General features: G+C 39.6%; 23 protein-coding genes and 1 tRNA gene. 9 read left to right on the top strand and 15 right to left on the bottom strand.

Going from position 1 to position 24,034, the window contains the following annotated elements:
• Positions 1 to 12 precede the first annotated feature (12 nt).
• From AC6CH7_RS05690 to AC6CH7_RS05670, 5 genes are all read right to left on the bottom strand, one after another.
• Positions 13 to 1,839: a peptide MFS transporter gene (locus AC6CH7_RS05690; protein WP_498261775.1), complete on the bottom strand. Its 1,827-nt coding sequence runs from the start codon at positions 1,837 to 1,839 to the stop codon at positions 13 to 15.
• A gap of 234 nt (positions 1,840 to 2,073) precedes the next feature.
• Positions 2,074 to 2,967, bottom strand: coding sequence for a hypothetical protein (locus AC6CH7_RS05685; protein ID WP_498261774.1), 894 nt, complete (start codon positions 2,965 to 2,967; stop codon positions 2,074 to 2,076).
• Between the two features lie 33 nt (positions 2,968 to 3,000).
• Complete coding sequence (locus tag AC6CH7_RS05680) at positions 3,001 to 4,179, bottom strand: acetyl-CoA C-acyltransferase (RefSeq protein WP_498261773.1); 1,179 nt, start codon at positions 4,177 to 4,179, stop codon at positions 3,001 to 3,003.
• Between the two features lie 78 nt (positions 4,180 to 4,257).
• On the bottom strand, positions 4,258 to 4,437 hold the full coding sequence (locus AC6CH7_RS05675) for a type II toxin-antitoxin system antitoxin (RefSeq protein ID WP_048906559.1): 180 nt from the start codon (positions 4,435 to 4,437) through the stop codon (positions 4,258 to 4,260).
• A 9-nt stretch (positions 4,438 to 4,446) separates the two neighbouring features.
• A complete protein-coding gene (locus AC6CH7_RS05670) occupies positions 4,447 to 5,307 on the bottom strand; it encodes an SPFH domain-containing protein (protein WP_498261772.1) in 861 nt (286 codons plus the stop codon).
• Between the two features lie 193 nt (positions 5,308 to 5,500).
• On the opposite strand from AC6CH7_RS05670, the gene AC6CH7_RS05665 reads away from it, so the two are divergent.
• The 9 genes from AC6CH7_RS05665 (at position 5,501) to AC6CH7_RS05625 (ending at position 13,445) form a co-directional block, all read left to right on the top strand.
• On the top strand, positions 5,501 to 7,579 hold the full coding sequence (locus tag AC6CH7_RS05665; RefSeq protein WP_498261771.1) for an HD family phosphohydrolase: 2,079 nt from the start codon (positions 5,501 to 5,503) through the stop codon (positions 7,577 to 7,579).
• 65 nt (positions 7,580 to 7,644) lie between these two features.
• Positions 7,645 to 7,731 (top strand) — tRNA-Ser (locus AC6CH7_RS05660).
• Between the two features lie 478 nt (positions 7,732 to 8,209).
• Complete coding sequence (locus AC6CH7_RS05655) at positions 8,210 to 8,863, top strand: reverse transcriptase domain-containing protein (RefSeq protein WP_498261770.1); 654 nt, start codon at positions 8,210 to 8,212, stop codon at positions 8,861 to 8,863.
• Positions 8,864 to 9,432: 569 nt separating this feature from the next.
• Entirely contained in the window at positions 9,433 to 9,897 is a 465-nt protein-coding gene (locus AC6CH7_RS05650) for a CPBP family glutamic-type intramembrane protease (RefSeq protein ID WP_498261769.1), read from the top strand.
• 419 nt (positions 9,898 to 10,316) lie between these two features.
• The gene (locus tag AC6CH7_RS05645) at positions 10,317 to 10,538 is read left to right on the top strand and encodes a hypothetical protein (protein ID WP_498261768.1); all 222 of its coding nucleotides are present in this window, start codon (positions 10,317 to 10,319) and stop codon (positions 10,536 to 10,538) included.
• Between the two features lie 199 nt (positions 10,539 to 10,737).
• Positions 10,738 to 11,247: a peptide-methionine (S)-S-oxide reductase gene (locus AC6CH7_RS05640; RefSeq protein ID WP_498261767.1), complete on the top strand. Its 510-nt coding sequence runs from the start codon at positions 10,738 to 10,740 to the stop codon at positions 11,245 to 11,247.
• Between the two features lie 231 nt (positions 11,248 to 11,478).
• Complete coding sequence (locus AC6CH7_RS05635) at positions 11,479 to 11,922, top strand: nuclear transport factor 2 family protein (RefSeq protein ID WP_498261766.1); 444 nt, start codon at positions 11,479 to 11,481, stop codon at positions 11,920 to 11,922.
• A 12-nt stretch (positions 11,923 to 11,934) separates the two neighbouring features.
• The gene (locus AC6CH7_RS05630) at positions 11,935 to 12,267 is read left to right on the top strand and encodes an NAD(P)H-binding protein (RefSeq protein ID WP_498261765.1); all 333 of its coding nucleotides are present in this window, start codon (positions 11,935 to 11,937) and stop codon (positions 12,265 to 12,267) included.
• A gap of 350 nt (positions 12,268 to 12,617) precedes the next feature.
• A complete protein-coding gene (locus AC6CH7_RS05625) occupies positions 12,618 to 13,445 on the top strand; it encodes an alpha/beta fold hydrolase (RefSeq protein ID WP_498261764.1) in 828 nt (275 codons plus the stop codon).
• Between the two features lie 283 nt (positions 13,446 to 13,728).
• On the opposite strand, the gene AC6CH7_RS05620 is transcribed toward AC6CH7_RS05625, so the two are convergent.
• From AC6CH7_RS05620 to AC6CH7_RS05575, 10 genes are all read right to left on the bottom strand, one after another.
• Entirely contained in the window at positions 13,729 to 14,937 is a 1,209-nt protein-coding gene (locus AC6CH7_RS05620; RefSeq protein WP_498261763.1) for an ATP-binding protein, read from the bottom strand.
• A 94-nt stretch (positions 14,938 to 15,031) separates the two neighbouring features.
• Entirely contained in the window at positions 15,032 to 15,184 is a 153-nt protein-coding gene (locus tag AC6CH7_RS05615) for a hypothetical protein (protein ID WP_498261762.1), read from the bottom strand.
• A complete protein-coding gene (locus AC6CH7_RS05610; protein WP_498261761.1) occupies positions 15,185 to 16,114 on the bottom strand; it encodes a helix-turn-helix domain-containing protein in 930 nt (309 codons plus the stop codon). It abuts the gene before it with no gap.
• Between the two features lie 201 nt (positions 16,115 to 16,315).
• Positions 16,316 to 17,947 carry a GMC family oxidoreductase gene (locus AC6CH7_RS05605; RefSeq protein WP_498261760.1) on the bottom strand — a complete coding sequence of 544 codons (1,632 nt, stop codon included), beginning with the start codon at positions 17,945 to 17,947 and terminating at the stop codon, positions 16,316 to 16,318.
• Between the two features lie 345 nt (positions 17,948 to 18,292).
• A complete protein-coding gene (locus AC6CH7_RS05600; protein WP_498261759.1) occupies positions 18,293 to 19,123 on the bottom strand; it encodes a DJ-1/PfpI family protein in 831 nt (276 codons plus the stop codon).
• A 9-nt stretch (positions 19,124 to 19,132) separates the two neighbouring features.
• The gene (locus tag AC6CH7_RS05595; protein ID WP_498261758.1) at positions 19,133 to 19,768 is read right to left on the bottom strand and encodes a DUF2911 domain-containing protein; all 636 of its coding nucleotides are present in this window, start codon (positions 19,766 to 19,768) and stop codon (positions 19,133 to 19,135) included.
• Between the two features lie 21 nt (positions 19,769 to 19,789).
• On the bottom strand, positions 19,790 to 20,815 hold the full coding sequence (locus AC6CH7_RS05590) for a cytochrome-c peroxidase (RefSeq protein WP_498261757.1): 1,026 nt from the start codon (positions 20,813 to 20,815) through the stop codon (positions 19,790 to 19,792).
• A complete protein-coding gene (locus AC6CH7_RS05585) occupies positions 20,808 to 21,620 on the bottom strand; it encodes an MbnP family protein (RefSeq protein WP_498261756.1) in 813 nt (270 codons plus the stop codon). The genes AC6CH7_RS05590 and AC6CH7_RS05585 overlap by 8 nt, the downstream gene beginning before the upstream one ends.
• Positions 21,621 to 21,766: 146 nt before the next feature.
• Positions 21,767 to 22,135 carry a hypothetical protein gene (locus tag AC6CH7_RS05580; RefSeq protein ID WP_498261755.1) on the bottom strand — a complete coding sequence of 123 codons (369 nt, stop codon included), beginning with the start codon at positions 22,133 to 22,135 and terminating at the stop codon, positions 21,767 to 21,769.
• Between the two features lie 96 nt (positions 22,136 to 22,231).
• Positions 22,232 to 23,707 (bottom strand): aminotransferase-like domain-containing protein, encoded by a 1,476-nt coding sequence (locus tag AC6CH7_RS05575; RefSeq protein ID WP_498261754.1) that lies wholly within the window; start codon positions 23,705 to 23,707, stop codon positions 22,232 to 22,234.
• Between the last annotated feature and the right edge of the window lie 327 nt (positions 23,708 to 24,034).

Genomic DNA, 24,034 nt, shown 5'->3' with positions numbered 1-24,034 from the left:
ATTTCAGTTAGCTTATCTTACTTCGTGCATTAATTTTTTGATCACTGGAGTTAACAGGATAGACATTACCCCAATAGCAACGGCAACACCGGTTATGATTAAGAAGAAATAGCTAATCCCTTTTTCTGAGGCAATTCTATCAGCGTTTTCTCCAAGTATACCGGCAACTTTATTGGCAATAGCAATTGCCAGGTACCATACGCCAAACATAAAGGCAATCATTCTGGCGGGAACAAGCTTACTTACGTAAGAAAGGCCCACAGGAGAGATACAAAGTTCAGCCATGGTATGGAAAAGATAAACCATGATTAGCCAAAAAATACTCACTGAAGCTGTTTTTGCACCAGGAATAATGTCTCTGGCCCCAAAAACAAGAAAGGCCATTCCTAGTCCTAGTAGGATCATCCCTATGCCAAACTTAACATTTGCACCAGGATTAAATCTGCTTTCCCACCATTTAGAGAACAATGGAGCTAACGTGATAATAAATAAAGAGTTAAGTACACTAAACCATGAAGCTGGAATTTGAGTAAGGCTTTCTTTTACCTTCTCAATTTTAAGCGCGGCTAAAGTAGAATCTGAAAGATTTAAAAAACCTGCTCCATAGAAATCCCGAACTAACATCCAGATAGTAATGATCCATATGATCACAAAGCTGATGCTTAGGATAATATTAGCCAGGCCATATTTTTTAAAGGTCTGCTTAAATAATAGTAATAAAACCCAGGTGATAATTCCTAAAGGAACTACTGCAATTAAGGAGTTGGCAATTAAGAAGATCAAACTTGAATTACCAACCAGAATTCTGTCGGTATAATCTCTGGCAAAGATGGTTAATGTACCTGGTGCCTGTTCGAAAACCGCAAAAAATGAAAAGGTTAAGAATGCAAAAAAGGTAACTGCGTATAATTTTTCCTTAGTTACCTTTGAATATTTTGTCAGTCTGTAAAATAATAGGAACAGAAACAAGCCGAGTGCTAATAATATAGTGAAATTGGTTCCTTCCATTCCAGCTATTTTGAAGTTTAGCAGGTTGCTTGCTCCGTGGGATATCTTGGAAATAGGATCGTTAATAACCCAGATTAAGCCTAAAGCGGAACAAAGAACAACGATGATAACCTGCCATAATGTAAATGGAACTCTGTTGTCAACATCACCTTCTTCAATTACGATATCTCTTGTTTTAAGTGGTTTTAAGCCGATGTTTCCAAAGATATTCTGAGTGAAATAGAACTGCAATAAGCCGAAAAGCATGAAAACACCTGCTAATCCGAAACCAATGCTCCAGCCGACCTTTTCGCCTAGGTAACCACATAATAATATTCCAAAAAATGCACCTGCATTTACCCCCATATAGAAAATGGTATATGCACCGTCTTTCTTTTCAGGATGATCTTTGTACATTAAAGATACTATTGAGGTCATGTTTGGTTTGAAAAAACCAGTTCCAAAAACCAATAGACCAAGACCAAGGTAAATGAAAAATGGCGTTTCTACCGCCATGCAACCGTGACCTAAAGTCATCAATAAAGCTCCAACAATTACAGCCCATCTAAATCCAATTAATTTATCTGCAAAGTAACCGCCAAGCATAGTGGATAGATATACCAGGGCGGTATATGATCCGAAAAGCGACATTGCATGTTCCCGTGGCCAGCCCCAGCCCGGATGATCTCCTAAAACGGATGCTGTAAAGAACATGACCAATAGGGCCCGCATACCATAGTAGGAAAATCTTTCCCACATTTCTGTGAAGAATACAACAAACAGTCCAGCGGGATGCCCCAGCACTTTACTTTCAAAAAAGTTATTTGGCGTATCCAAATTTTTTGTCTCCATTTTAGTTTTCTTGTGTGTTATTTATAGTAAGTTTAGTTAGTTCAAGTATTTTAATCTAAAGCCATTTCAGTCTGATATGCGTTTTATATCAGAATTCTGTATTTCGTGTCGGAGTTTTTAATGTTGCTTGATCGTGCTTTTCCCTCTTTTTGTAAAAATAAGCATCGCGCAAGATAGGCACATGAAGGCAAACTCCCAAATTTATAATTTCCATCAAAGGTGTATTAAATACACTTAAAGCTTCTTTATGGCCTTAATTTTCTTGTCTTTCGGATCTGAAAAAAGGTCGTCCATCTCGTTCGGCTCATTCTTTAATTCTATATTTTCCACTAGTTTCAATCGTCCGTTTAATAGCTTATACGCATCAAAACTTAAATCGGATGCATAATATTCAAAATTTCCCGCCATTTCTTCTGAAATGGGGGCCAGGTGGTCAAACACAATCATATTGACGTTCTTGTCGAGCGCTACCGTCATTGTATTTTGTTTGTTGTATTCAAAAACGATCCTGTTCTTCGTCGCCTTACTTTTGGCCTCTTCAAATACAGGCTTGCCAAAAACAGGTTGTTGTTCCTTATTAAAAGAAAGCACATCAATCACCTTTTTAGAAGTTTTTGAACTATTGCCTTTCCAGCCTATTAATACGTAGTAAGGTTGTTGCCCATTCATAATAACAGGTATAATTTCATAATACCGGGCGCCGTACCAGTTTTTATTGCCATTGATACCATTGGTATCTTTGATGTTAGCAGTATCATCAATAAGCGGAAACATTTTTAATTTTCCATCTTTTGTGGCCATTTGAATGGTGCCAAAAAAACGATAAGAACCATCATCAAGGGGTAAATACCATGAGAATATCCTGAACGAATTATCGGGCGACTTAAGAATGGTAATTTTCTTTAATGAATCGAAAGGATAAAGAAATGATCCTTGAGTTTTTAGTGAATTGACCAATATTTTTATAAAAGCTGCATTTTTAGTATACCGCTCAGAATTGCTGGCCGCGTTAAATGTCTCATCACTAAGCCTGCTCAATGAATCCTGGAATTTATGCATTGCAGGACCATTGTTAAAGGCAAAACTATGCTGTGCCTTAAGCCTTGCTGAGGCACAGCATAGTATCATTATGAGTATTAAAGGTATTAACCTCTTTCGCATCTAATTAATATTTTCTATAACTATAGCACTGGCACCACCGCCACCATTACATATTCCGGCTACGCCGATTTTTCCATTGTTTTGTGCCAGAACGGAAAGTAGTGTGACTACAATTCGTGCACCCGAGGCTCCCAGAGGGTGACCTAAGGAAACGGCTCCGCCATTTATGTTCACTTTTTCTTCATTAAGTCCAAGTTCCTTATTGTTTGCAAGTGAAACTACAGAAAATGCCTCGTTAATTTCGAAATAGTCTACATCTGCAATGCTTTTGCCGGCTCTTTTTAGTGCTAAGGGAATAGCCTTTGATGGTGCAGTAGTAAACCATTCAGGTGCCTGCTGTGCATCAGCATAGGCGAGGATTTTAGCTAAAGGCTTTAACCCAAGTTCTTTTGCCTTATCTGCACTCATTAACACAAGGGCTGCAGCGCCATCATTAAGCGTTGAAGCATTGGCTGCAGTAACGGTTCCATCTTTTTTAAATACCGGTTTTAAGCCGGGGATTTTATCGAATTTAACAGCAAAGGGTTCCTCATCTTTAGAAACAAGTGTGATCTCGCCTTTGCGGTCTTTTATTTCTACAGGAATTATTTCTGAATCGAATTTACCTTCAGTTTGTGCCGATTGTGCTCTTTTATAAGAGGTGATTGCGAAAGCATCCTGATCTTCTCTGCTGATTCCACATTCTGAAGCACATAATTCGGCAGCAGAACCCATGTGGTAATCGTTATAAACATCCCACAGGCCATCTTTAAGGAGGCCATCTGTAATCTGACCATGACCTAAACGGTAACCAGTGCGTGCTTTATCCAAATAGTAAGGAACATTGCTCATGCTTTCCATTCCTCCGGCAACAATGATATCAATTTCTCCCAGTGCAATACTTTGAGCAGCAAGCATGATTGCTTTTGTGCCAGATGCACACACTTTATTGATTGTGGTTGCAGGAAGATCGGGCAGACCAGCGAATTTAGCTGCCTGTGTTGCAGGCGCCTGACCAATATTGGCCGATAAAACGTTGCCCATGTAAACTTCCTGAATATCTGAGGGCTTTAGTCCTGCTTTTTCCACTGCCGCTTTGATGGCCAAAGCGCCTAATTGGGTAGCAGAAAAGCTTGATAATGCACCACCAAAGCTGCCAATTGGAGTTCTGATAGCAGACACAATTACTACTTCTCTCATTTACTGTGTTTTAAGTTAGTTGAAAGCAAAGTTATATAATTACTGTCATTCAGTGGTTATAACTGACCACTTTTAACATTATTGATCTGTATCATTTTTGTTTAACCGTTTTCTCCTGTTGGATTTTACGGCCTGATTGAGCAAAAATTCTATCTGTCCATTGGTGCTCCTAAACTCATCTCCGGCCCATTTCTCAATCTCTTTAAGTAGTTCAGGGTTTATTCTGAGAACAAAAGCTTTTTTATCTTTTTCAGACATATCTAATTGTTAATTATATAATGTCCCGGTATTTACAACGGGTTGAACATTACGATCGCCGCATAGCACTACCAGAAGATTACTAACCATGGCTGCTTTGCGTTCCTCATCCAATTCTACGATATTTTTTTCAGAAAGTCTATCCAGGGCCATTTCTACCATTCCAACTGCGCCCTCCACAATAAGTTTCCTTGCAGCAATTACGGCTGTAGCTTGTTGACGCTGTAACATTGCGCTTGCAATTTCCTGGGCATAGGCAAGGTGAGAAATTCTGGCTTCAACAACTTCTATTCCCGCGCGCGACAATCTTTCGCTTAATTCAGCTTCAAGTAATGAACTTACTTTTTCTGCGCCGTCTTTTAAGGTAATTGTGGCCTCTTCATCTTCAAAATTATCATATGGGAAAATGTTGGCCAGATGCCTAACGGCAGCCTCACTTTGTATTGTTACATATTGCAGGTAGTCTTCAACTGCAAATGTTGCCTTTGCTGTTTCCTTTATTTGCCAAACTACAACAGCTGCAATTTCAATTGGATTTCCAAGCTTATCATTTACCTTAATCTGATGCCCGTTTAGGTTTCTCGCTTTTAATGATACCTTTCTTTTAGTGGTTAAAGGGTTAACCCAAAAAAAACCATCGGTTTTAACTGTACCTACATACTCGCCAAAAAGGGTGAGTACTTTAGCCTCATTTGGGTTGTTAATGATAAAGCCGGGCAGTATTAAAATACCACAAACAGCTAAAATAACTTCTACAACTACAAAACTTTGAGCTGCCATTGCCAGTAGTCCGCATAATAATATGAGCACGACAAATACAGCAATCATTCGAATGCCCGCAGGCGGAGTAATAATTTTTTCCTGATACATAATGATATTAATTTGATATCATAAAGTAAGTAATAATTTTTCGTTAAAACAATAGCTAATTGGCAGGTATCCAGGTTGTTTTTTGTATATGAATAGTTGGAGGGTAAAATTCATTATTGCTTTAATGGCAATAAAACAGGCATTCAAATGAAAAATTAATGTTATTTTTGAGTCAAATTCAACATAAATCGCTTTGGCAAAAATCAACAAGAATTCTCACAGGGTACTTTACCGTAAGTATACATCAAACATCAAGTATATCATGATGGTGCTTTCTGTATTGATAATAACTGCTTTTTTACCAAAACAGCCACGTTTCCGGTACGAATTTGAAAGGGGTGAAATATGGAAAAATAAAGACCTTATATCTCCATTTAATTTTGCAATATTAAAGACAAACCCACAGGTAGATACAGATAAAAAGGATGCATTAAATAATGTATTGCCTATTTATACTATAAATAAGTATCTGATTAATGATGTTGAGGAGGCTTATTTAAATGAGTTTGATGTAAAGTGGAGAAGTAATACCCTTCCTGAAAATGAAAAGGAGCCGTATAGGCAGGCCTCATTTAAACTTTTAAAATCGATTTACGATAAGGGGATTATTGCAATTAATGCCAAACATCAAAAAGGAAGTAAGAATTATGATTTCTCTTTGTTGGATAATAATATAAGTAAAGCGGTTAGTAGTCAGGATGTGTTTACAGTGCAAACTGCTCTTGATTACTTTAAAGATAATTTCCAGTCGGTAAATCTGAAAGTTAAAGAAGTGATTGTTAATCTTGTTGAGGATCATTTGCAGCCTAATATTATTTTTAATGAGAAGCTGACGGCTATTGTACAAGAGAATGCAATAAATAGTCTTTCTACAACCAGAGGAATGGTTCAGAAAGGTGAGCTAATCATTGCTAAGAATAATGTGATTGACGACGAGATTTACCAAAAACTGCAGTCATTTAAGGAAATATATGAAGCCCAGTCGAAAACAATTGGTGATAGCAGTTTGGTTTACTTTGGCCAGATTCTGCTGGTAGGCTTTAATGTTTGTTTGTTAATGGTGTTTTTGCACCTGTTTCGAAAGGATATATTTGCTGACAACCGTCAGCTTTCTTTGATATTGCTTGTGACAACGAGTATGCTTTTGGCTTTATCGTGGGCTATAAAGCTTAATCTCCCTAGTTTATATTACATTCCATTTTGTATAGTTCCCATTATTATAAGGATATTATTTGATACCAGGCTGGCACTTTATCTGCATTTATTGGTGATCCTGATCGCGGGTTTCTTTGTGCCAAATAGTTTTGAGTTTGTGTTTTATCAAACAACTGCGGGTATGGTAGCCATCTATAGTATTCGGAATTTGGTTAAAAGAGAACAATTGCTATTGTCGGCTTTATTTATTTTGTCGGCATATTTTATCTCTTTTATCGGGATTGCCTTATTAAGAGAAGGAGCTATTGGGCAGATAGAGTGGATGAATTTTGTTCCATTTATTGTTAGCGTATTACTTTCTTTGCTTGCTTATCCTTTGATTTATGCTTTTGAAAGGCTGTTTGGAATCACATCTGATGTTGCACTCATTGAGCTTACTAACACTAATAATAAACTGCTAAGAGAGCTTGCTTTTAAAGCGCCTGGTACGTTTCAGCACTCTCTACAGGTGGCAAATCTGGCGGAGGCTGCAATATTTAAAATAGGAGGGAACTCATTGCTTGTTCGGGCAGGAGCATTGTACCATGATATTGGCAAAATAGAGAATCCTCAATATTTTATCGAGAACCAAAATACCGGAGTAAGTCCGCATGATAAGCTGCCATATGAGCAAAGCGCTCAGATCATCATTAAACATGTGCATAAAGGCATAGAGATTACGCGGAAGCATCAACTACCTGAAAGTGTAATAGACTTTATCAGAACTCACCATGGTAATACTCGTGTAGATTATTTTTATCAGTCGTTTTTGAAGAATTCTCCTGAAAAGTTTGTTGATGAGAATATCTTCCGTTATCCCGGACCTATACCTTTTTCAAAGGAAACTGGTGTTTTAATGTTGGCAGATTCGGTGGAAGCGGCCTCAAGAAGTCTGAAAAATCCGGACGCCCAGAGCATAAATGACCTGGTTGAGCGCATAATTGACTATAAACTTGAGCAAAATCAACTAGATAATTGCGATATTACATTAAAAGATCTTGAAACTATAAAGCTGATATTCAAGACAATGCTTATGAGTATCTATCATGTTCGAATAGATTATCAACAAACTCTATAAAATTTCTTTTGCAAATATTAATGAATTGCTATATTTGCAACCTCGAAAGGGAGATTTCGAGATACGGAGGGATGCCTGAGTGGCCGAAAGGAACAGTTTGCTAAACTGTCGTACTGGCAACGGTACCGAGGGTTCGAATCCCTCTTCCTCCGCATAGACTGATGTCAAAATTAACTAAAAGCCTGCAAATCAACCGATTGCAGGCTTTTGTGTTTTCCGGATGGAGGCAAAATATACAACTTTTCTCATCATTCTGGTGAGCAATTAGGTGTTGCGCTGTGAAAGCTCGTGAGGTGGGGATTGCAAATGAAACGCCTCTTCATAACCCGTCGGGAATACAGGAGAGCCTCCCGCTTCCATACGAAAAGTGGAAATAAGGATGACCGGAACAGAACCATCCTAGCCTACAGGGTATATATTGCCACCCTGACAGGCACATAAGAAAAGGCAATGTCGAATGGTATCCTGACCGAGGGAAACCGAAGGAATGGAAATGAGCGAAGGCAGTCTTAGCATCTTCATAGTACTGATAGAAAGGTGGGGAATCAGCGCCATGAAAGCCACCGAGTAAGGAAGGGAGATGCCTATATTACGGAGCTGCATTTTAGAAACAATGAGTGTACCAGAGACATGAAACAATTGTTAACAGTAGAAATGCGGATAGCGGAAAGGGCAAGGAAATATCCTGGCGAAGCCTTAACTAACCTGCATGAAATGGTAGATGTAGGGCTATTGGAAGCCTGTTTTGCTTCCTTGAATAAAAAGGGAGCAAGTGGCATAGATGGTCAGACATGGAAGGAATATCATACACAAAAAGAAAAACGAATACCTGAGTTGCTGGCAGCCTTCAAAAGTGGCAAATACAGGGCACCCCATATTCGTAGGGTATATATACCTAAAGGAGACTGGAAATTACGCCCGTTGGGTTTGACTACAGTAGAAGACAAGCTTTTACAAACAGCAATAACCAAGATTCTGACTCCAGTGTATGAACAACTATTCCTCCCCCGCTCTTATGGGTTCAGACCACGAAAATCGCAACATCAAGCCTTGGAATCCTTATTTAAAGAAGTAAGCTTTAAGGGAATGCGCTATGTGATAGATGCAGACCTACAAAATTACTTTGGCAGTATAGATCATCAAAGCCTTAGGAGCTTCCTTGACCGCAGGATAAAAGATGGTGTGATCAGAAAACTGATTGCATATTTCGGAGATAGTAGCGACTTCATTCCGGGCCAAACTGTGCACCCGAACTTCTGCCTTTCATTTCGGGAGGTATGCTAGTCTTTAGTCCAAATATATTCAAATCCAGAAAATCCAACCTTACCCATTTCTTGGACAAGTTTTTTTGTTTTTAGCATTTTGACTGACAACGATTAGCTCCTAAGGCTGTTTTTGTGATCTGAAAGGAGATTATAGCATCGATTTTTCATATATCTGCTTGTCTAAAGAAGTCTTCAAGGATGTGCTTCAGGATTTTGCAATGAAACGCAATTAAAGACGCGCTAATTAGTTTTGATGATCAAAACGGACTATCAGTTCATAGGGCTTTCTCTGAGGCTAAAAGCCGCTTAAAATGAGCCGAGTGGCCATTTCACAGCGAAATCGACTGATCATTTTGGTCCGTAATATGAGGCCACTTTATAATGCAGACAAAATAATTGTTTTAGAGAATGGTCAGGTAACTGAAATCGGAACACACGATCAATTAATTGATCAGCAAGAATCCACCTACTTCAATCTGTGGAAACAACGGGTGTCTTTTTAATTTTTTTTTAAGTTATATTTTCAGAACAAAGTATTTTATTATTAATTAGTTTCACTTTTATTACATCAGTATATCTTTATTCGATATGGCAAATAAAAATGTAAAATTTTACATCTTCTTTCTTAAATGTTTAGGAACATTGATTCTGATCTCCGCTTTGTTTTCTGTTCTTGCCTATTATTTTTCAATAGATATGGGAGGAGGAGCGCTTTATAAAAAGAAAAGTATGATCGGTTTATTTTTTTTAATAGTTATCCTAATTCCACCAATAGAGACTTATTTCCTTCAGGTATTGCCTTATAAGTTGCTAAGGTGGATCAAAGTTAGAAGATTATACCTTAGGCTAATTATCCCCTCTGGTTTGTTTGCAATTCTTCATACTTATAGCCCGCTATACGCAGTGGCTACATTTTTTGGAGCATTGATTATTAATTATCTGTATTTATATTGTATCGCTCATCGAAGGAATGCTTTTCTGACGACTACGCTGTTACATTCGCTTTATAACTTTTTTATATTTTTAATGGTTCTTTTGCTAAAAGACTTTTAAATAAAACGTAAAATTGGAGATGAATTTACCTGAAAACTAATCTAGTAAGCCTAGCTCTTTGGGTTGAAGAGCTCCCTCTACAAATAGCAAAGCATTTACGTAGGATTCTAGTGCGTTGCACCCTGTTGGATATTCCGCCGCATAGTACGCCACGATGGTGGTAACTCAATGAGAATTTCTCCAGCTGAACGAGTACAGTTTATTAGAATACTTCCTCTTTAATTGCCCGTTCCAATGTCAATTCTCAGAGTCAGATAGCTCATCGCTTGCTAAGTCAGTTTTTGTTGAAAAGCATTGCCTAAGCCCCGAGGACATTTGATCCAGCTTCCAGAAAACTCAAAATAATTGTAAGGAGTTAAGCAGTGCTTCGACTAAGATGTTAACAGTACAACCAGATTGCGTTATTTACAACAATTAAAATGGAAAAACGAATTATCAATCCCTGGGGTTACCAGGACATTTCCGACTTCATATCAGCGGTTGAAATGAAAAATCAACAAGAAATAATATCTGGCTCGCAGCAGGTAGAAGTTCAACTCAGTTCAGGAGGTACCCCAGGCCACCTTGCGCAGGTACCCGAAAACCCGAAAAAAGTCATTACTCAATCGGTGTATCGTTGCCAGGAAATTTCTGGATGGTAGTTTCTACATCAGTACCGGGACGGCGCCGGATACAAATGGTTGCCCATAAATTACTCGACTGTTAATACTCAATAGGTTCTAACTGCAAGGTAAAAAACTGACCAGGGTTGCCATCCTTCATGATAGGTGCCAAATAGCGCTGGCTCGAAGTAACTGGTGCATAGATGTTTTTTTAGAAAGCACGATAACATAGATAGAAATGGTAACGAAGAAAATATGTTTTGGAGGAGGGTGCCATTGGTGCACCGAAGCTGTATTTCAATCATTGCTTGGTGTAAGTCATGTCGAGCAAGGCTGGATCGCTTCCAGCCCTCCAAATGACACGTTTTCGGAAGGTGTTATTGTCCACTATAAGGAGGATATAACTCTTGACATATTGATTGAAGTACATCTGCTTACTCACAGTAGTACAAGTTTCCACAGTATGCGTAAAAAATACAGATCAGCTGTTTATTATTTTGAAATAGTTGACAAAGCTGCTGTTGAAGAGATTATTGAGAATTTAACATTGAAGAATAATGCATTTTATGTTACGCAAGTATTGCCGTTCGTCGCTTTCCGGGAAAATACGGAAAGTCAACTCAATTACTATACGAAAAATAAGCGGGGACCATTTTGCCAAAGATACATAGATCCAAAATTGACAGCTATACGCGAAAGATTCGAAGGTCAGGTCAGAAATGATTTTGAAGAGGAAGAATTGCCATAACATCCGTTGAAAGCGGCAAGAGAAAGGAGGTAATCGGAAATAAAATTTGTAATCAAAAAATGTCAGCTTTAACATTAGTGCAACAACCAGATTCTTGAAATCGTTAGCTATGAACCGGAATCAAGTTAACAGAATAATAAACCATTGCAACTTTGAATACCTCATAGGATTGCAAAACCCGGTTAGCAAGGGAAGGAATTTTCGATCTACATATTTACCATAAAACAGAAAATGATGACAGTCAAAAAAAACAATGGATATCAACACCTGGAAGCACTTTTAACGGCTTTCAACCAAGGAACCGATGCGGTTCTGAATTTGTATAATGAGGATGCAATAGTACAGTACCCCTATGCAGCTTCACTTGGGCTGCCTTCCAGCTTTACAATGGATGAATATAAAAAGCATTTAGACCATATGTTGGGCGGTATGTCCGGTATCTCTTGGACCGGATTAAAGGTTTATGAATTAAAGGAAAAGGAAAGCTATTGGGCCGAGGTTCACGGCGAGACCAGGATTTCCAACACGAACGCGCTGTACCAGCAGGATTATGTAATTTATTTTACCCTGGAAAATGGAAAATTCAGTGAATATAAAGAGTACTGGAACATATTGCCGGTTTTGAAATCTCTGCTCGGCAGCGAAGAAGCACAGAAAATAATCAACAATAATTAACAGGAAGAACTTATGAAAATTGCAATTTCAGGTGCCACAGGGAACATTGGCAGCCGTGTAGCCGCGAAGCTCTCCGCTACTGGCGCTATAGCTGTCCTGATCGGACAAAATGAAGATCGTTTAAAGAAGCTGAATATACCAGATTCAATTATAGCAGTCGCCGATCTAGGGAATACAAATGAAATAATCGCTGCTACAAAAGGCGTTGATACATTATTCTGGCTAGTACCTCCGCTGATAACGGTACCAAATTTAAAGGGCTGGTATAACCAGGTAACAGCAGCAGGCATAGCCGCCGTAAGTCAAAATCAAATAAAAAAAGTGGTGCTAGTCTCAAGCTTTTAGATAAAATTTACTACTCTGGTTAGCTAGTGAATTAGTCCGGTAATAGAAATGAATATTATCGGACTATTTTATTAGTGAATCTGCCGAAGGGCAGAAATATAATATAGTTTATTTTTTTCTAGCTTGCCAGAGGCTTATGAAACAGCCTTTGTTTTTTTATGGTAAAAAAATGTAGGAGCTTCAACTTAAAAATATAATCAAAAATGAGACAAATTCGTAAATTAAGAATACACATTTTCCTATTGACTGTGAACACACTTTTAGCCACTATGGACTTAAAAGCACAGACAAGCGAATATTGCCTTCCTCCTCAAACAACGTATCATTACCAATGCGTCACTGGAATAAAAATGTTCTACAGAGAAGCCGGAGACAAAAATAAACCAACTATTGTTTTACTGCACGGCTATCCTTCATCGTCCCATACATATAGAAATCTCATTCCAATACTTGCTACGTATTACCACGTTATTGCACCCGACAATTTGGGGTCAGGATACAGTGGCAAACTAAATCCTGATAAAGTGAAATACACATTTGACACATTAGCAGAATATACAAATGGCTTGTTGGACAGCATTGGAGTAAAAGACTATGTAATGTATATGCAAGACTTTGGAGCACCTGTTGGTTATAGAATCTATTCCAAGAATCCAAAGAGAGTGACACATTTAATAGTTCAAAATGCAAATGCTTATATGGATGGGTTGACAGTCGACAGGCAGCTATTTTTTAAATCAGCACACGAAGACACCTCTCAGAAGAAAATTGATTTCTTGTATAGCTTAACAACAGAGAAAAACATAATAAACAACCAATATCTTTTCGACATTGATTCTACAAAGCAATATATACAATCTCCAGACGCCTGGACTCACGATTTACATTTCCTGCAATCAGACACTGATAGGAAAATTCAAGTGCAGTTATTCCAAGACTACTACAATAACTTATTGAGTTATCCCAACTGGCAAAAACTGCTGAAAGAAAATCAACCCAAGACATTAATCGTTTGGGGCAGGAAAGACTTAAAATTTACGGCTAACGGAGCAAGAGCATATTTAAGAGACCTACCTAATGCCGAACTGCATTTGCTCGATGCAGGACATTTTGTCGTAGAAGAAAAAACAAATGAGATTGCTCTATTCATACTTAAATTTTTAACAGTTGATAACTGAAATTCAAGAAATAGGAATTATAAAAAAATTATCATCCCTCCCTGTGAGAAAGAGGGATTCGAACCTTGTCCGTTTAACCCGCTTAAACACCAAATTTGCGTTTTCCAAAATCATAATTGCCACTATACTGCCATTATGATTTGCTTTTAACAGAAAATGCCACCAAACTGGCAGCATTTCCGTATTGGCGGGGAAGGAGGGAGTCCATTAGAACACCTTAATGGTATTTTCTTGATTTTGAAGTGTATTTACCGAAAATAATAATATTCTAAGTCTTGTAGTGCTACTTCAATAAGTATTCATGGGCGGGAATTACATGAATGATCTTTCCATTCTTTTCGAATTGATCTTTTTGTGAAGTAGTGACTAAAGTCCCTTCCTTAATATTAAATAATTCCAGGGCTTCAATCATACCATTGATTTCTCTATCCAAGTTATCGGGGTTTAATTCATAACATACTTGAATGGCTTGATGAAAAGCCCCATTTTTAAATGTAATAAAATCACATTCTCCTTTTTCCGAAAAATAATAGATTTCTTTATAAGTCCGGCGAAGATGTAAAAAGATGAGATTCTCGAATTTGCGCCCACTATCTTCGGTAAAAGATCCTGAATTGACGTTGATAAGACCTGTATCAATTGCATATACCTTTCTTGGGTTTGCAATTTGTTTTTTTAGAGAATAACTAAACTTAGGGACAAAATGCAATAAATAGGAATATTCCATATGCGATAAATATTCCAATACAGTACTGGTAGCCCCCACTTCAAAAATATTTTTAAGCTTATTGCCTGATACTGGCTTTCCAACGTTTGAAATTAAATACTGAGCTAAACGCTGTAATGTTCTTACGTCTCTGATGTTGTATCGAACTGCAATGTCACGAATCAATATATCTTCGAAAAGATGGTTTAGAATATCGTCAGTTCTTTCTTTTATGTACTCCGGAAAGCCACCGATTTCCAGATAGCTAATTAATGATTCGGAAGAAGGTTTTAATTTATGGTAAGAAATGAACTCATGATAAGAAAATGGAAATAACTCTTTAGTAATGTGTCGCCCTGTAAGTTTTGTTCCTAATTCCCTGCTTAGTAGGGAAGCGTTTGAGCCAGTAACTACGATCTTATAGCCTTCATCTAATTTTTGTCGTACATATCTTTCCCATTCTGGTATAATTTGGATTTCATCAAACATTAGCACTGAAAGGTTCTGCTCTCGAATCAAATTATCTAACCTTAAAAAATCGTTGTTTTCAAATTCATATAATCTGGGATCTTCAAAATTGAGGTATAGTGCACCAGGGTATTTACTGTTTAATAATTGAAATAGCAAAGTGCTTTTTCCACATCTCCTTATGCCTGATACAATTAGGGCATGTGCTGCTAAATTTGGCAACAATGGAAGTGCGTCTCGTTTTAGTCCTATGTCCTTGTTAGCTATGTTCAGGCTTTGCGCCTGGATGATCTGGCTGAGGATGCTTTGAAGTATCATAAAAAAAGAGTTTGATATAAAAATACAATAGTTTTGTTTACTAAACAAAACTATTGTATTTTTATATCAAAACATATCTTTAATGTCATCGGTTTCAAATCAAATTCGAAATAAGAGGAGCCCTGTCCCGTCCTGAAATTACTTTGAGCAGGCCATAAGGAAGTATGACCACGCCACTAATCACTCTGGCAATTGTCGCATAATACATGGCATCGGTTGAAAAAAAAAGCTGTAGTGTAGATTCCATTTAATCGTTATTAGGTTTAAATTCTGTGGGGTTTAAGCCGGAACAATGCTTGAAAAATCTGCCAAAGTGGGAACTGGTGTCAAAACCCAGGTGGTAAGCGATTTGTTTAATGCTAAAGGCTGATGAGGTTAACAGAAACTGAGCCTCTAAATAAATTCGGTTGTGGATAATTTGTAACGGACTATGTCCGGTTTCATCTCGGACTGCTTTGGATAATTGTTTAGATGAAATGTTAAGCTTATCGGAAAATTCTTTTACAGTTCTTACGCTAAGGAAATCTTCATCCACAAGTTTTCGGTATGCAGATACCAGCTGATATTGTCTGCTGAGGTGCCTGGAGGAATGGTTCAGGCATTCTTCACAAGTCCTGTTCATTTCATATAGCATCTGGACAGTCAGTAATTTAAGAAATTGAAAACAGAATGGCTTACCCTGATCGTATTCTAAAGTCATGGCATGCAACAATTTGATAAATACATCATATCGCTCTTCCGACAAGGTAAAGTAGGGAACGATGTCGGGGCTCAATTCAACCAGTTGAGCAAAAATGTCTTCCCGGATATAGCTTTCGGCGATGAAGCTGTTCTTAAAAAGCACCATGCTCCAATCTAGGTCCGATGAAAGCCCAGTATAGGCATGTATCATTCCTGGCGTAACAAAATGAAGTGTTCTCGGCTCGATTAGGAATTCCGATCTGCCGGAAGTTTTAAGACTTGTACCACTGTGTGTGACGATGATTGCATAATGGTCGGTTTTAACCGGAGCAGCACAGGAAAGATCAATTACATTAGGTAACAAAGCAAAACTCTGGTTTGGGAATACACGCTTTTTTGTTGAATCCCGCTCGCCCAGTGTTACCTTTGTAACGATATCATTTATGCTCAAGATAATATTGTTTTTATCTTCCCGGATTACAGTTTCTTTGCTCAAACTCATAGTGTAAATATAGTGCGTTGATCGCAAAATAAAATATTCTGTTCCTAAAATTCTGGTATTGTGCGGGTTAGGTTGTTCATGTTCGTGTTTTTAATCTTTGTATTGATGGTTTGGCTTAATCTTTTTAAAAAAGGAATTCCTGCCATTTAGTGCTACTAAATATGGCAGGAATTTTCAGATTTTGCTGATCGCAAATCAGCAAAACTGTTGGCTGATCTGCTTTGATGTTTGATTTATTCCTGAGAGAATTTCCCTGGAAGCAAATTCAGCGATCATCAGCACAGGTGCCTGTGTATTGGAACTAGTCACTTCCGGCATGATGGAAGCATCGGCTATTCGCAGTCCCTGAAGGCCGTGAACAAGCAGACGGTCAGACACTACACTGTTCTCATCACTTCCCATTCTGCATGTGCCTGCCGGATGAATGTAGCTGGTAAGAGACTCGCGAATAAAATCCAATATTTCAGTCCTGGTTGTCAGTCGTGTTCTGGGCGCAACCCAGCTTTTTATAAATTTTTTGAACTCAGGCTGATCTGCAATGTCCATACAGAGTTCTATTGCGCTAACCATTGCATCAACATCTTGCTGTTCAGAAAGTAGGTTGCCATGGATTTCAGGGGGTGTGTCCGGGTTTGAGTCACGCAGTTTCACATAACCACGGCTTCTGACATTGACCAGCGCAGGTAAGAAACAAAACAAATTTTCGCCCAATGGCCCGTATTTTTCAACAATCTCTGGCATTGGTACAGGGACCTGACAAGCAAATATCATCAGATCGGATGCCTCAAGCTTGGCATTGCTTTTCCACTGAAGGGTGCTTCCTGTGTAGTTACCAGTGAAGGGTGCCAGACTTTCATGAGCTTCAAATATCATAGACTCCAGAATCGGATGATCCTGAAGATTTTTACCAACACCAGGGAGATGATGTTCAGGTTTGATCCCAACTTCTTCCAATTCTTTTGAATCACCTATTCCTGAAAGCATCAGTAGTTTGGGTGTGCCTATCGCACCAGCACAAAGAATAATCTCACTGGAAGCTTCTGCACTGCAAGTTTTTCCGTCATGTTCAAAAATAACACTGGTAGCATTTTTATTTTTAAGGTTCAGTTTCAAAACCTTTGCGTTGGTAATCAGGGTTAGATTGCTAGCGTGCAGCACAGGTTCGAGGTATCCTGTCGCAGGCCCATGTCTGCGTCCCGCCGTTGCGTTCATTACCCCAACTCCAACACCTTCGGGGTTGGGTCCGTTCGTGTCATCAATAAATGGGATGCCATAGCTCACCGACGCCTCTATCATAACTTTGGCCAGTGCATGATCCGGAGCCCGTTCTACGCGGATCGGACCCCCTTTACCATGATAATCAGATTCCCCATCTTCCCAGTCCTCTATTTTTTTGAACAAGGGTAAGACCGATTCATAATCCCAGCCTCTGTTACCCGCAGCAGCCCATTTGTCATAATCATATCGGTTACCCCTTGCCCAAACCATAACATTTATACTTCCGCTGCCGCCGACAACCTTTCCGGCAGGCAACGGAATAATTTTATTATTCGCAAACTGAGTGGGCTCATACTTGTAAGCATAGTCCAACTCAGAGTTTTTATTGAGCGGCCACCGCAATGTGTCAATGGTATTCATTACACCCTGATCACTACCACCAGCTTCCAGGAGCAAGACCGTACTTTCTGTACCATCTATTATTCTCCTGGTAACTACGCAACCTGAAGATCCGGCACCAACAACGATAAAGTCAAAAGTTCCGAAATTGACAAGTTCTCTCTGGCCATTTTCATCGTTTGTCACAAATTGTTTCTCTGTATTTTTCATAATTCATCTTTTAGATTGGTTAATGGTTCAAAGTTATGGCCGGTTAAATCAGCTATAGTACCAATTTATCCCATAATGGAACCAAATTGTCGCTAGTAAGTTATTGATGGTCATGAGCCGTTTTACTAGGCGGTAGTTGCTCGTATCTGTGAAAGTATTATAATAAGCATTCTGACCCTCTCAAACGTGCTGCCTTCCCTGGTTCTGCCATCAACATTGAGGACAGCAATACGAAAAGTCCATGGAAGCTATAAATAAAGAAAGGGAGCTCCACTACGGCGGCAACCGAAATGACCAAAACTGGTGTAGCGCTGGTTAGCAGAGCTCTCGTATGTATGCTCACGCTTATTTGATAAGCCCGTTCATCTTTGCAAAAGGATCACGATGCGGATCATCATTCCACAGGTACTCTGCGCCATTAGCTATTCTAACTGCGGTCTCTTTGCCGAACATGTTTGCAATAAGCCCCAGCGCCATGTCAATACCTGCTGATATTCCCGATGAGGTGAAGAACTTGCCGTCTTCCACCCATCTGGCTTCCGGTACCCAGGTGACTTTATCGCTCTGGCTCGTCGCCCAGGCATATGCCCGTTTGTTTGTTGTTGCTTTATGCCCGTCTAAAAGTCCGGTTTTTGCCAGAACTGCTGAACCGGTACAAATTGTGGCTACTTTAGGCACTGCTTCTGCAAGTGTCTTAAACGCTTTCAAAAATGCCTCATTCTTCACCTCCCGTCGAGTACCGCGGCCGCCGGGAATCATCAAAACATCTATCTTAGGCACATTTGAAAAGGTATAGTCTAATTTCAACACAGGCCCTGCGCTGCTTTTGACGGATTCTCCTTTTTCTCCGATAATAATGATTGACACTTTATCACGTAATGAGCCGAATACATCCAGCGGTCCAAAGACATCCAGCAATTGGAATCCGTCGAACACTACCATACCCAGGATCAATTTGCCCTCCTCCTGCAGTTCCGTATTTAGACCGGCTGAAGTTTTTGCTAACGAAAGCATCGGATATAAAGCGGCGGCTCCAAGTAGTGTTGCTGCCTTTAAAAATGTTCTTCTGTGGTTTGGCGAATTGTATGTTATTTCTTTAGTTTTCATTGTATTTGAACTTTCAAATGTTAATTGATAAATACCCGGTTTAATAACCAGATATTGTTTATTTGTCAACGTTTTAAATTACCGTGCAAGCACAAACGGTACTGTTAGGCGAACTTTCTCCCACTCAAACAGGATTGACCCCTCATTTTTATTTACTTCCGCTACAGTGTAGGTAAGTCTGGGCACTTCGATGATTGGCTGAGGGGTGACCCTAACTCTCAGGATATCCAGTTTTTCATTGTAATTATCAGCCATGTGCTGATTGAAATCATTGTTTAGAATGACTATCCAGTTTTCTCTTCCGGGTATGATAAAGAGCGCATATTCACCTTTGGGAACATGGGCATTGTTTATCGTAACGGCAGAACTGAAACTGATCTTAGTCGGTTGATGTGCTCCTGCCGCCCATACCGCGTCGTAGGCCACTAAACCACCCCATATTGTTCTGCCTTTTACACCTGGAGATTGATAACTGATATGAATGTGTGTCCAGCTTATTAGTGCCATGGCGTCCCGTGGAGGACTTCCTTTCATCGTGTCCGTTTTGATTTGCCCGCTATTTACTTTTTCGGCATAGCGGTTGATCGTATGTTTTGCCATTGAATTATGCTCGTGTACTGCAACGGATGCTAAACCAGTCTGATTTTGAGTGGATGAACAGTAGATTATTATAGCCAGCAATCCGAAAATGAGCGATATATGTTGGTTTTTCATTCTTATAAATTGGGTTGTTAATTAAAATTGTTCAGAAAGGTCTTTACGGTTAATGAATTTCTCGTCATCAAGGGTTTTGAGAAAAGCAGTTAAAGCGGCTCTTTCCGGTTGGTTCATTGGAATGCCCAATTGTCCGTTCTTCATTAAGACCGGATCTAAGTTGCTGGCATTGACTACTCCGGATGTATAATGATTTAGTACCTCATCCAGCTTCTCAAACCGCCCGTCGTGCATGTAAGGAGCGGTGTAACTTAAATTTCTCAGCGAGGGAACCCGAAACCGGAATTTATCATTCGGATCAAGTGTAATGGTCATTCGCCCGCTATCGGTGTTGAATTTATTGTCCAATCCGTTGTACCTGAATGATCCGTCAGTGAATAGAGGCTCAGTGTGACAACTGCTACAGTTTTTTACAAATAAATCATAACCCTTTTTTTCCTGTGGACTAAAGACCGGTCCCTGCTTTCTCATCACACTGTCGTACTTAGATTCGGAACTCACACACATCAGCATAAATTGAGAAAGCGCCTTAAAAACCCGTTCGCCATTGATTTCCTCTGAGCCGTAGGCGGTGTTGAAAAGCGTTTTGTATTTATTCATCAAACTTAACTTATTCAATACATTAGGCATCTTTTCATCCATTTCTACCGGATTGGTAATGGGGACTATGGACTGAAGATCTAGGTGAAAGACGCCGCCATCCCAGAAGAAACTTTTGTTCCAGGCCAGGTTCATTATGGGCGGAGAATTCCTGGTTCCAAGCCTATCCTCAACCCCGTGGCTGAGATCATGCCCATGCTGAGTAAAGGCCGAGGACTGGATATGACAGGATCCACAGGAAATGCTGTTGTCAACCGAAAGTGCGGTTTCATAAAACAGCGACCTTCCCAATTCGAATTTAGCTTTGGTCAGTTGGTTTCTACTGAAGTCATATACTGGTTCAGGGAAATGTTCAGGTTTAGGAAACAATAAAACATCCCAGGAACTAAATGATGAGAAAACAAACACTAAGAGTATAATTCCGATTGTCCATTTACCATTATTCATCCTGATTGACTGATATTAGGCTGAACATTTCTTGATAATTTTCGGCAACCGTTGAACTGAAATTACCGAACATGACGCTTGGATTTTTTGCCAGGTCTATCTGTGTCTTGCCGTCGATTACTTTGAGGATATCTGCTTTAATATTGATGTGGCTGTTACGCTTCAATGTAGTTTTTAACCTGCTAAAATCCAGCGAGACAGTTTTAATGTTGTTCAGGGACGGCTTATTGTATCCGCCGAAACCTCCAATATGAAACCTGAATTTCGGGTGTCCTGTTTTATCAAGTGCTACAGCCGGGGATTCCCCCTCCATTTTGAAAAAAATATACCCGCTGTTCCAGCTCCAGTACATCCCTCCGTTCATCCCTCCGGCCGGGTCCAGCGCACCTTTTCGGTTCGCCAGATCCATAGTGCTGCGTAAACTGTCGACGCCCAGGGTGAACCGGAATGATTTATATTTCCCCTCGGGCACTTTTAATGTAATTGTCCTTGATACCGTATCGCTTTGTTTAATGAGGAAATAACTGGAATCCTGCGGTACAGAAAACTCTTTTCCGTTTGTCATGGTCAAAACAATATTGCTGATAAAATAATTGAACCTGGAGATTTTGAATTTTTGACCAAGGCTATTTTGATATAATGTGGTATCGAGCGCCAATTTCTGCTGACCAACATAATTGTCGACGTTAATGATAAGTGTGGTAAGTTTTGTGCTGTCTGATATGCTGGAGTACGCCTGGTCTGGGATCATGCCAAACAGGACATAAAGCAACATTATCCTGTAAAAAGATTGTAATGCTTTCATATGAATTGAATTTTATACGCAGCCCGACTTTGGTACCGTTGATACGGAGTTTTAGGACGGAATCGCTTGATTTGTTGAAAAATTGAATATAGGGTCCTGGTCCCTTAGCCATAAGCTAAGAATTGAAAAATCAGGGACTCAGGAAACTAAATGGAAACAATTGGGGGATGGAAAATATCTTTGAGGTAGGAAGAAACAAATTTAAAGTCATCGAGGGGAAAATCCTGCCCTCGATAAGTATTATAAAAGAGACCTGTTGAGACCGAATGAACAAGTATAGCCTCATGCTGGGGAGCTTTATACATTTCCTTCGCTTCTTTTTCCTGGGCCGCTTTAAGTTTTTTCGCTAAGACACATTTACCCTGGCATTTCATCCAGGGGCGATTGCGGTTTTCGCACAGCTTTTCGGTAATATATTTCTTGTTCAACTCAAATCCGGTATGCACCAGAATTGCTGAAAAGCTGGAACACATCACTGAGAAAATAAGAATAAAGCTTGTTAACCTTCTTAACATGAACAGGGAATACCAATTTTAATGCAAAAGTATGCTACTTATCCATTGGTTTTACCGTCCAGTTATTAAATTTATACAGGTACCAGTTTATTGCTATTATCTTAACTTGTTGACGGAGGTTCTTAAGATATCCACGGCGTTTTCCAATTGCTGTTCAGTGAGTGATGCAAATCCGAACCTGAACGCATTATATTTCGCATTGGCTCCCTGGTTATATACACTTCCAATAATCTTCAATCCCCTTGTGGCGGCTTCTTCAATAACCTTTGTAAGAGGCAAATCTTCGCGGAATCTCAGCCACAATGCCATACCTCCGCTGGGTCTGCTGAATTCTATTGCTTCACCCAGTTCTGAGCTCAGCAGATCTGCTAAAAAGTTGCAGCGCCCGCGATAAAGTTTGTTTGCCTTTTGAATCAATCTGGTCAGATCCCCGTTCTCGATGATTCCTGAGACGACTTGTTCAGTGAAAACATCACCCCTTAAATCGATAAGCATTCTTTTTTTAGCAGCGGCCTTTATGAACTTTTCCGCGGCGACAAGATAGCCAAGTCGGAAAGGCGTGCCCAGCACTTTTGTCAATGATCCTATGTAAATGATGTTTCCTTCATGATCGCCACTGGCCAGGGGTAGGTAAGGATCATATTGAAACTGAAAATCATAATCATAATCATCTTCTATGACAGCTATTTTATGATCCCTGATGATTTGCAGTAAATCGTTTCTCCTGTCCTTGCTCAGAGTGACTGTGGTAGGATGATGGTGATGCGGAATGACATACAATAATTTTACGTGGTGCTTTTTGATCAATTCTGCAATCAGATCAGTGCGCATGCCATTTTCATCCATGGGAACACGGATCAGTTCCGCTCCCAGACGCTCAAAGATCATATTTGCAAAAAAATAGCTTGGCTCACTTACCATCACTTTATCCCCCGGCTGTATGATCAGACCAGCTGCGACATAGATTGCCATTTGTGCGCCCCTGGTGGTGAGTAGGTTCTCTATACGGATATCAAGTCCCCTTGTTTGGTTCAGAAAGCCGCAGAGTGCATTTCTGAAATCCGGTGACCCTTCAAAATCCCAACCTGAGCTCATTTTTTTTAAGGAGGTGTATTCAAGTGCCCTTTTGTATTGACTGTGCATCGAAGCTCCCGGTAACAGGGTAATATCAGGAAAACCATCATCTATTACCAGCTCAGAGGTGACCGAAAAGGACGAAGGATAAAAGATTTCAGAAAGTTTATCATACGCAAATCCAGGATCGGTCTCATAAGCGGCCAGCCGGTTGCTATTGTATGACCTTGGTTTTACAATAGGCAGATGAGGGGATACCAGATAACTTTTGCGCGGGACGCTGATGATCCAGTCCTCTGAGGCCAAAAGTTCATAGGCAGCGATTGCGGTTTTCCTGTGTAATTCCAGATCAAAAGCCAGTGTGCGCGTGCTGGGCAGTTCGGTTCCCGGGGAAAGCTTTCCTTCCTGGATGAGCCGGATGATCTGAATCGCTATTTGCCTGAAAACAGCGACATGGCTGCTTTTGTCTATAAAAAGAAGATTTTTATACGGAAGCATCGCAAAATTATAGGGAATTAACTTCAACAAATATACAAAAATAGCTGGACTACTATATTGGTTTTATCTGGTGCATATTTGGTTCTTTAGTAGGATATCTTGTTTGTCAACAATTAGCATCAGGATTAAAGAGCTGAAGATAAAATTCCTTTTAGAGCAAGGTCATCTGACGAGCCTGGCCCGCTGTAAAAACCATCTGGACTACCCACTTTGTTGTAGTCTGGTCCGTCATATTAGTTTTTGCGTTGAATATCTTTACATTGTTTGATATCAAAGCAAATGAAGACCTCATTGCAGATATACGGCATTTTGTCCGGATAAGCTTCA

This window comes from Pedobacter sp. GQ55, from assembly GCF_059758925.1.
The sequence above is the reverse complement of the archived record's forward strand: the minus strand, read 5'-3'. Positions and strand labels throughout refer to the sequence as shown.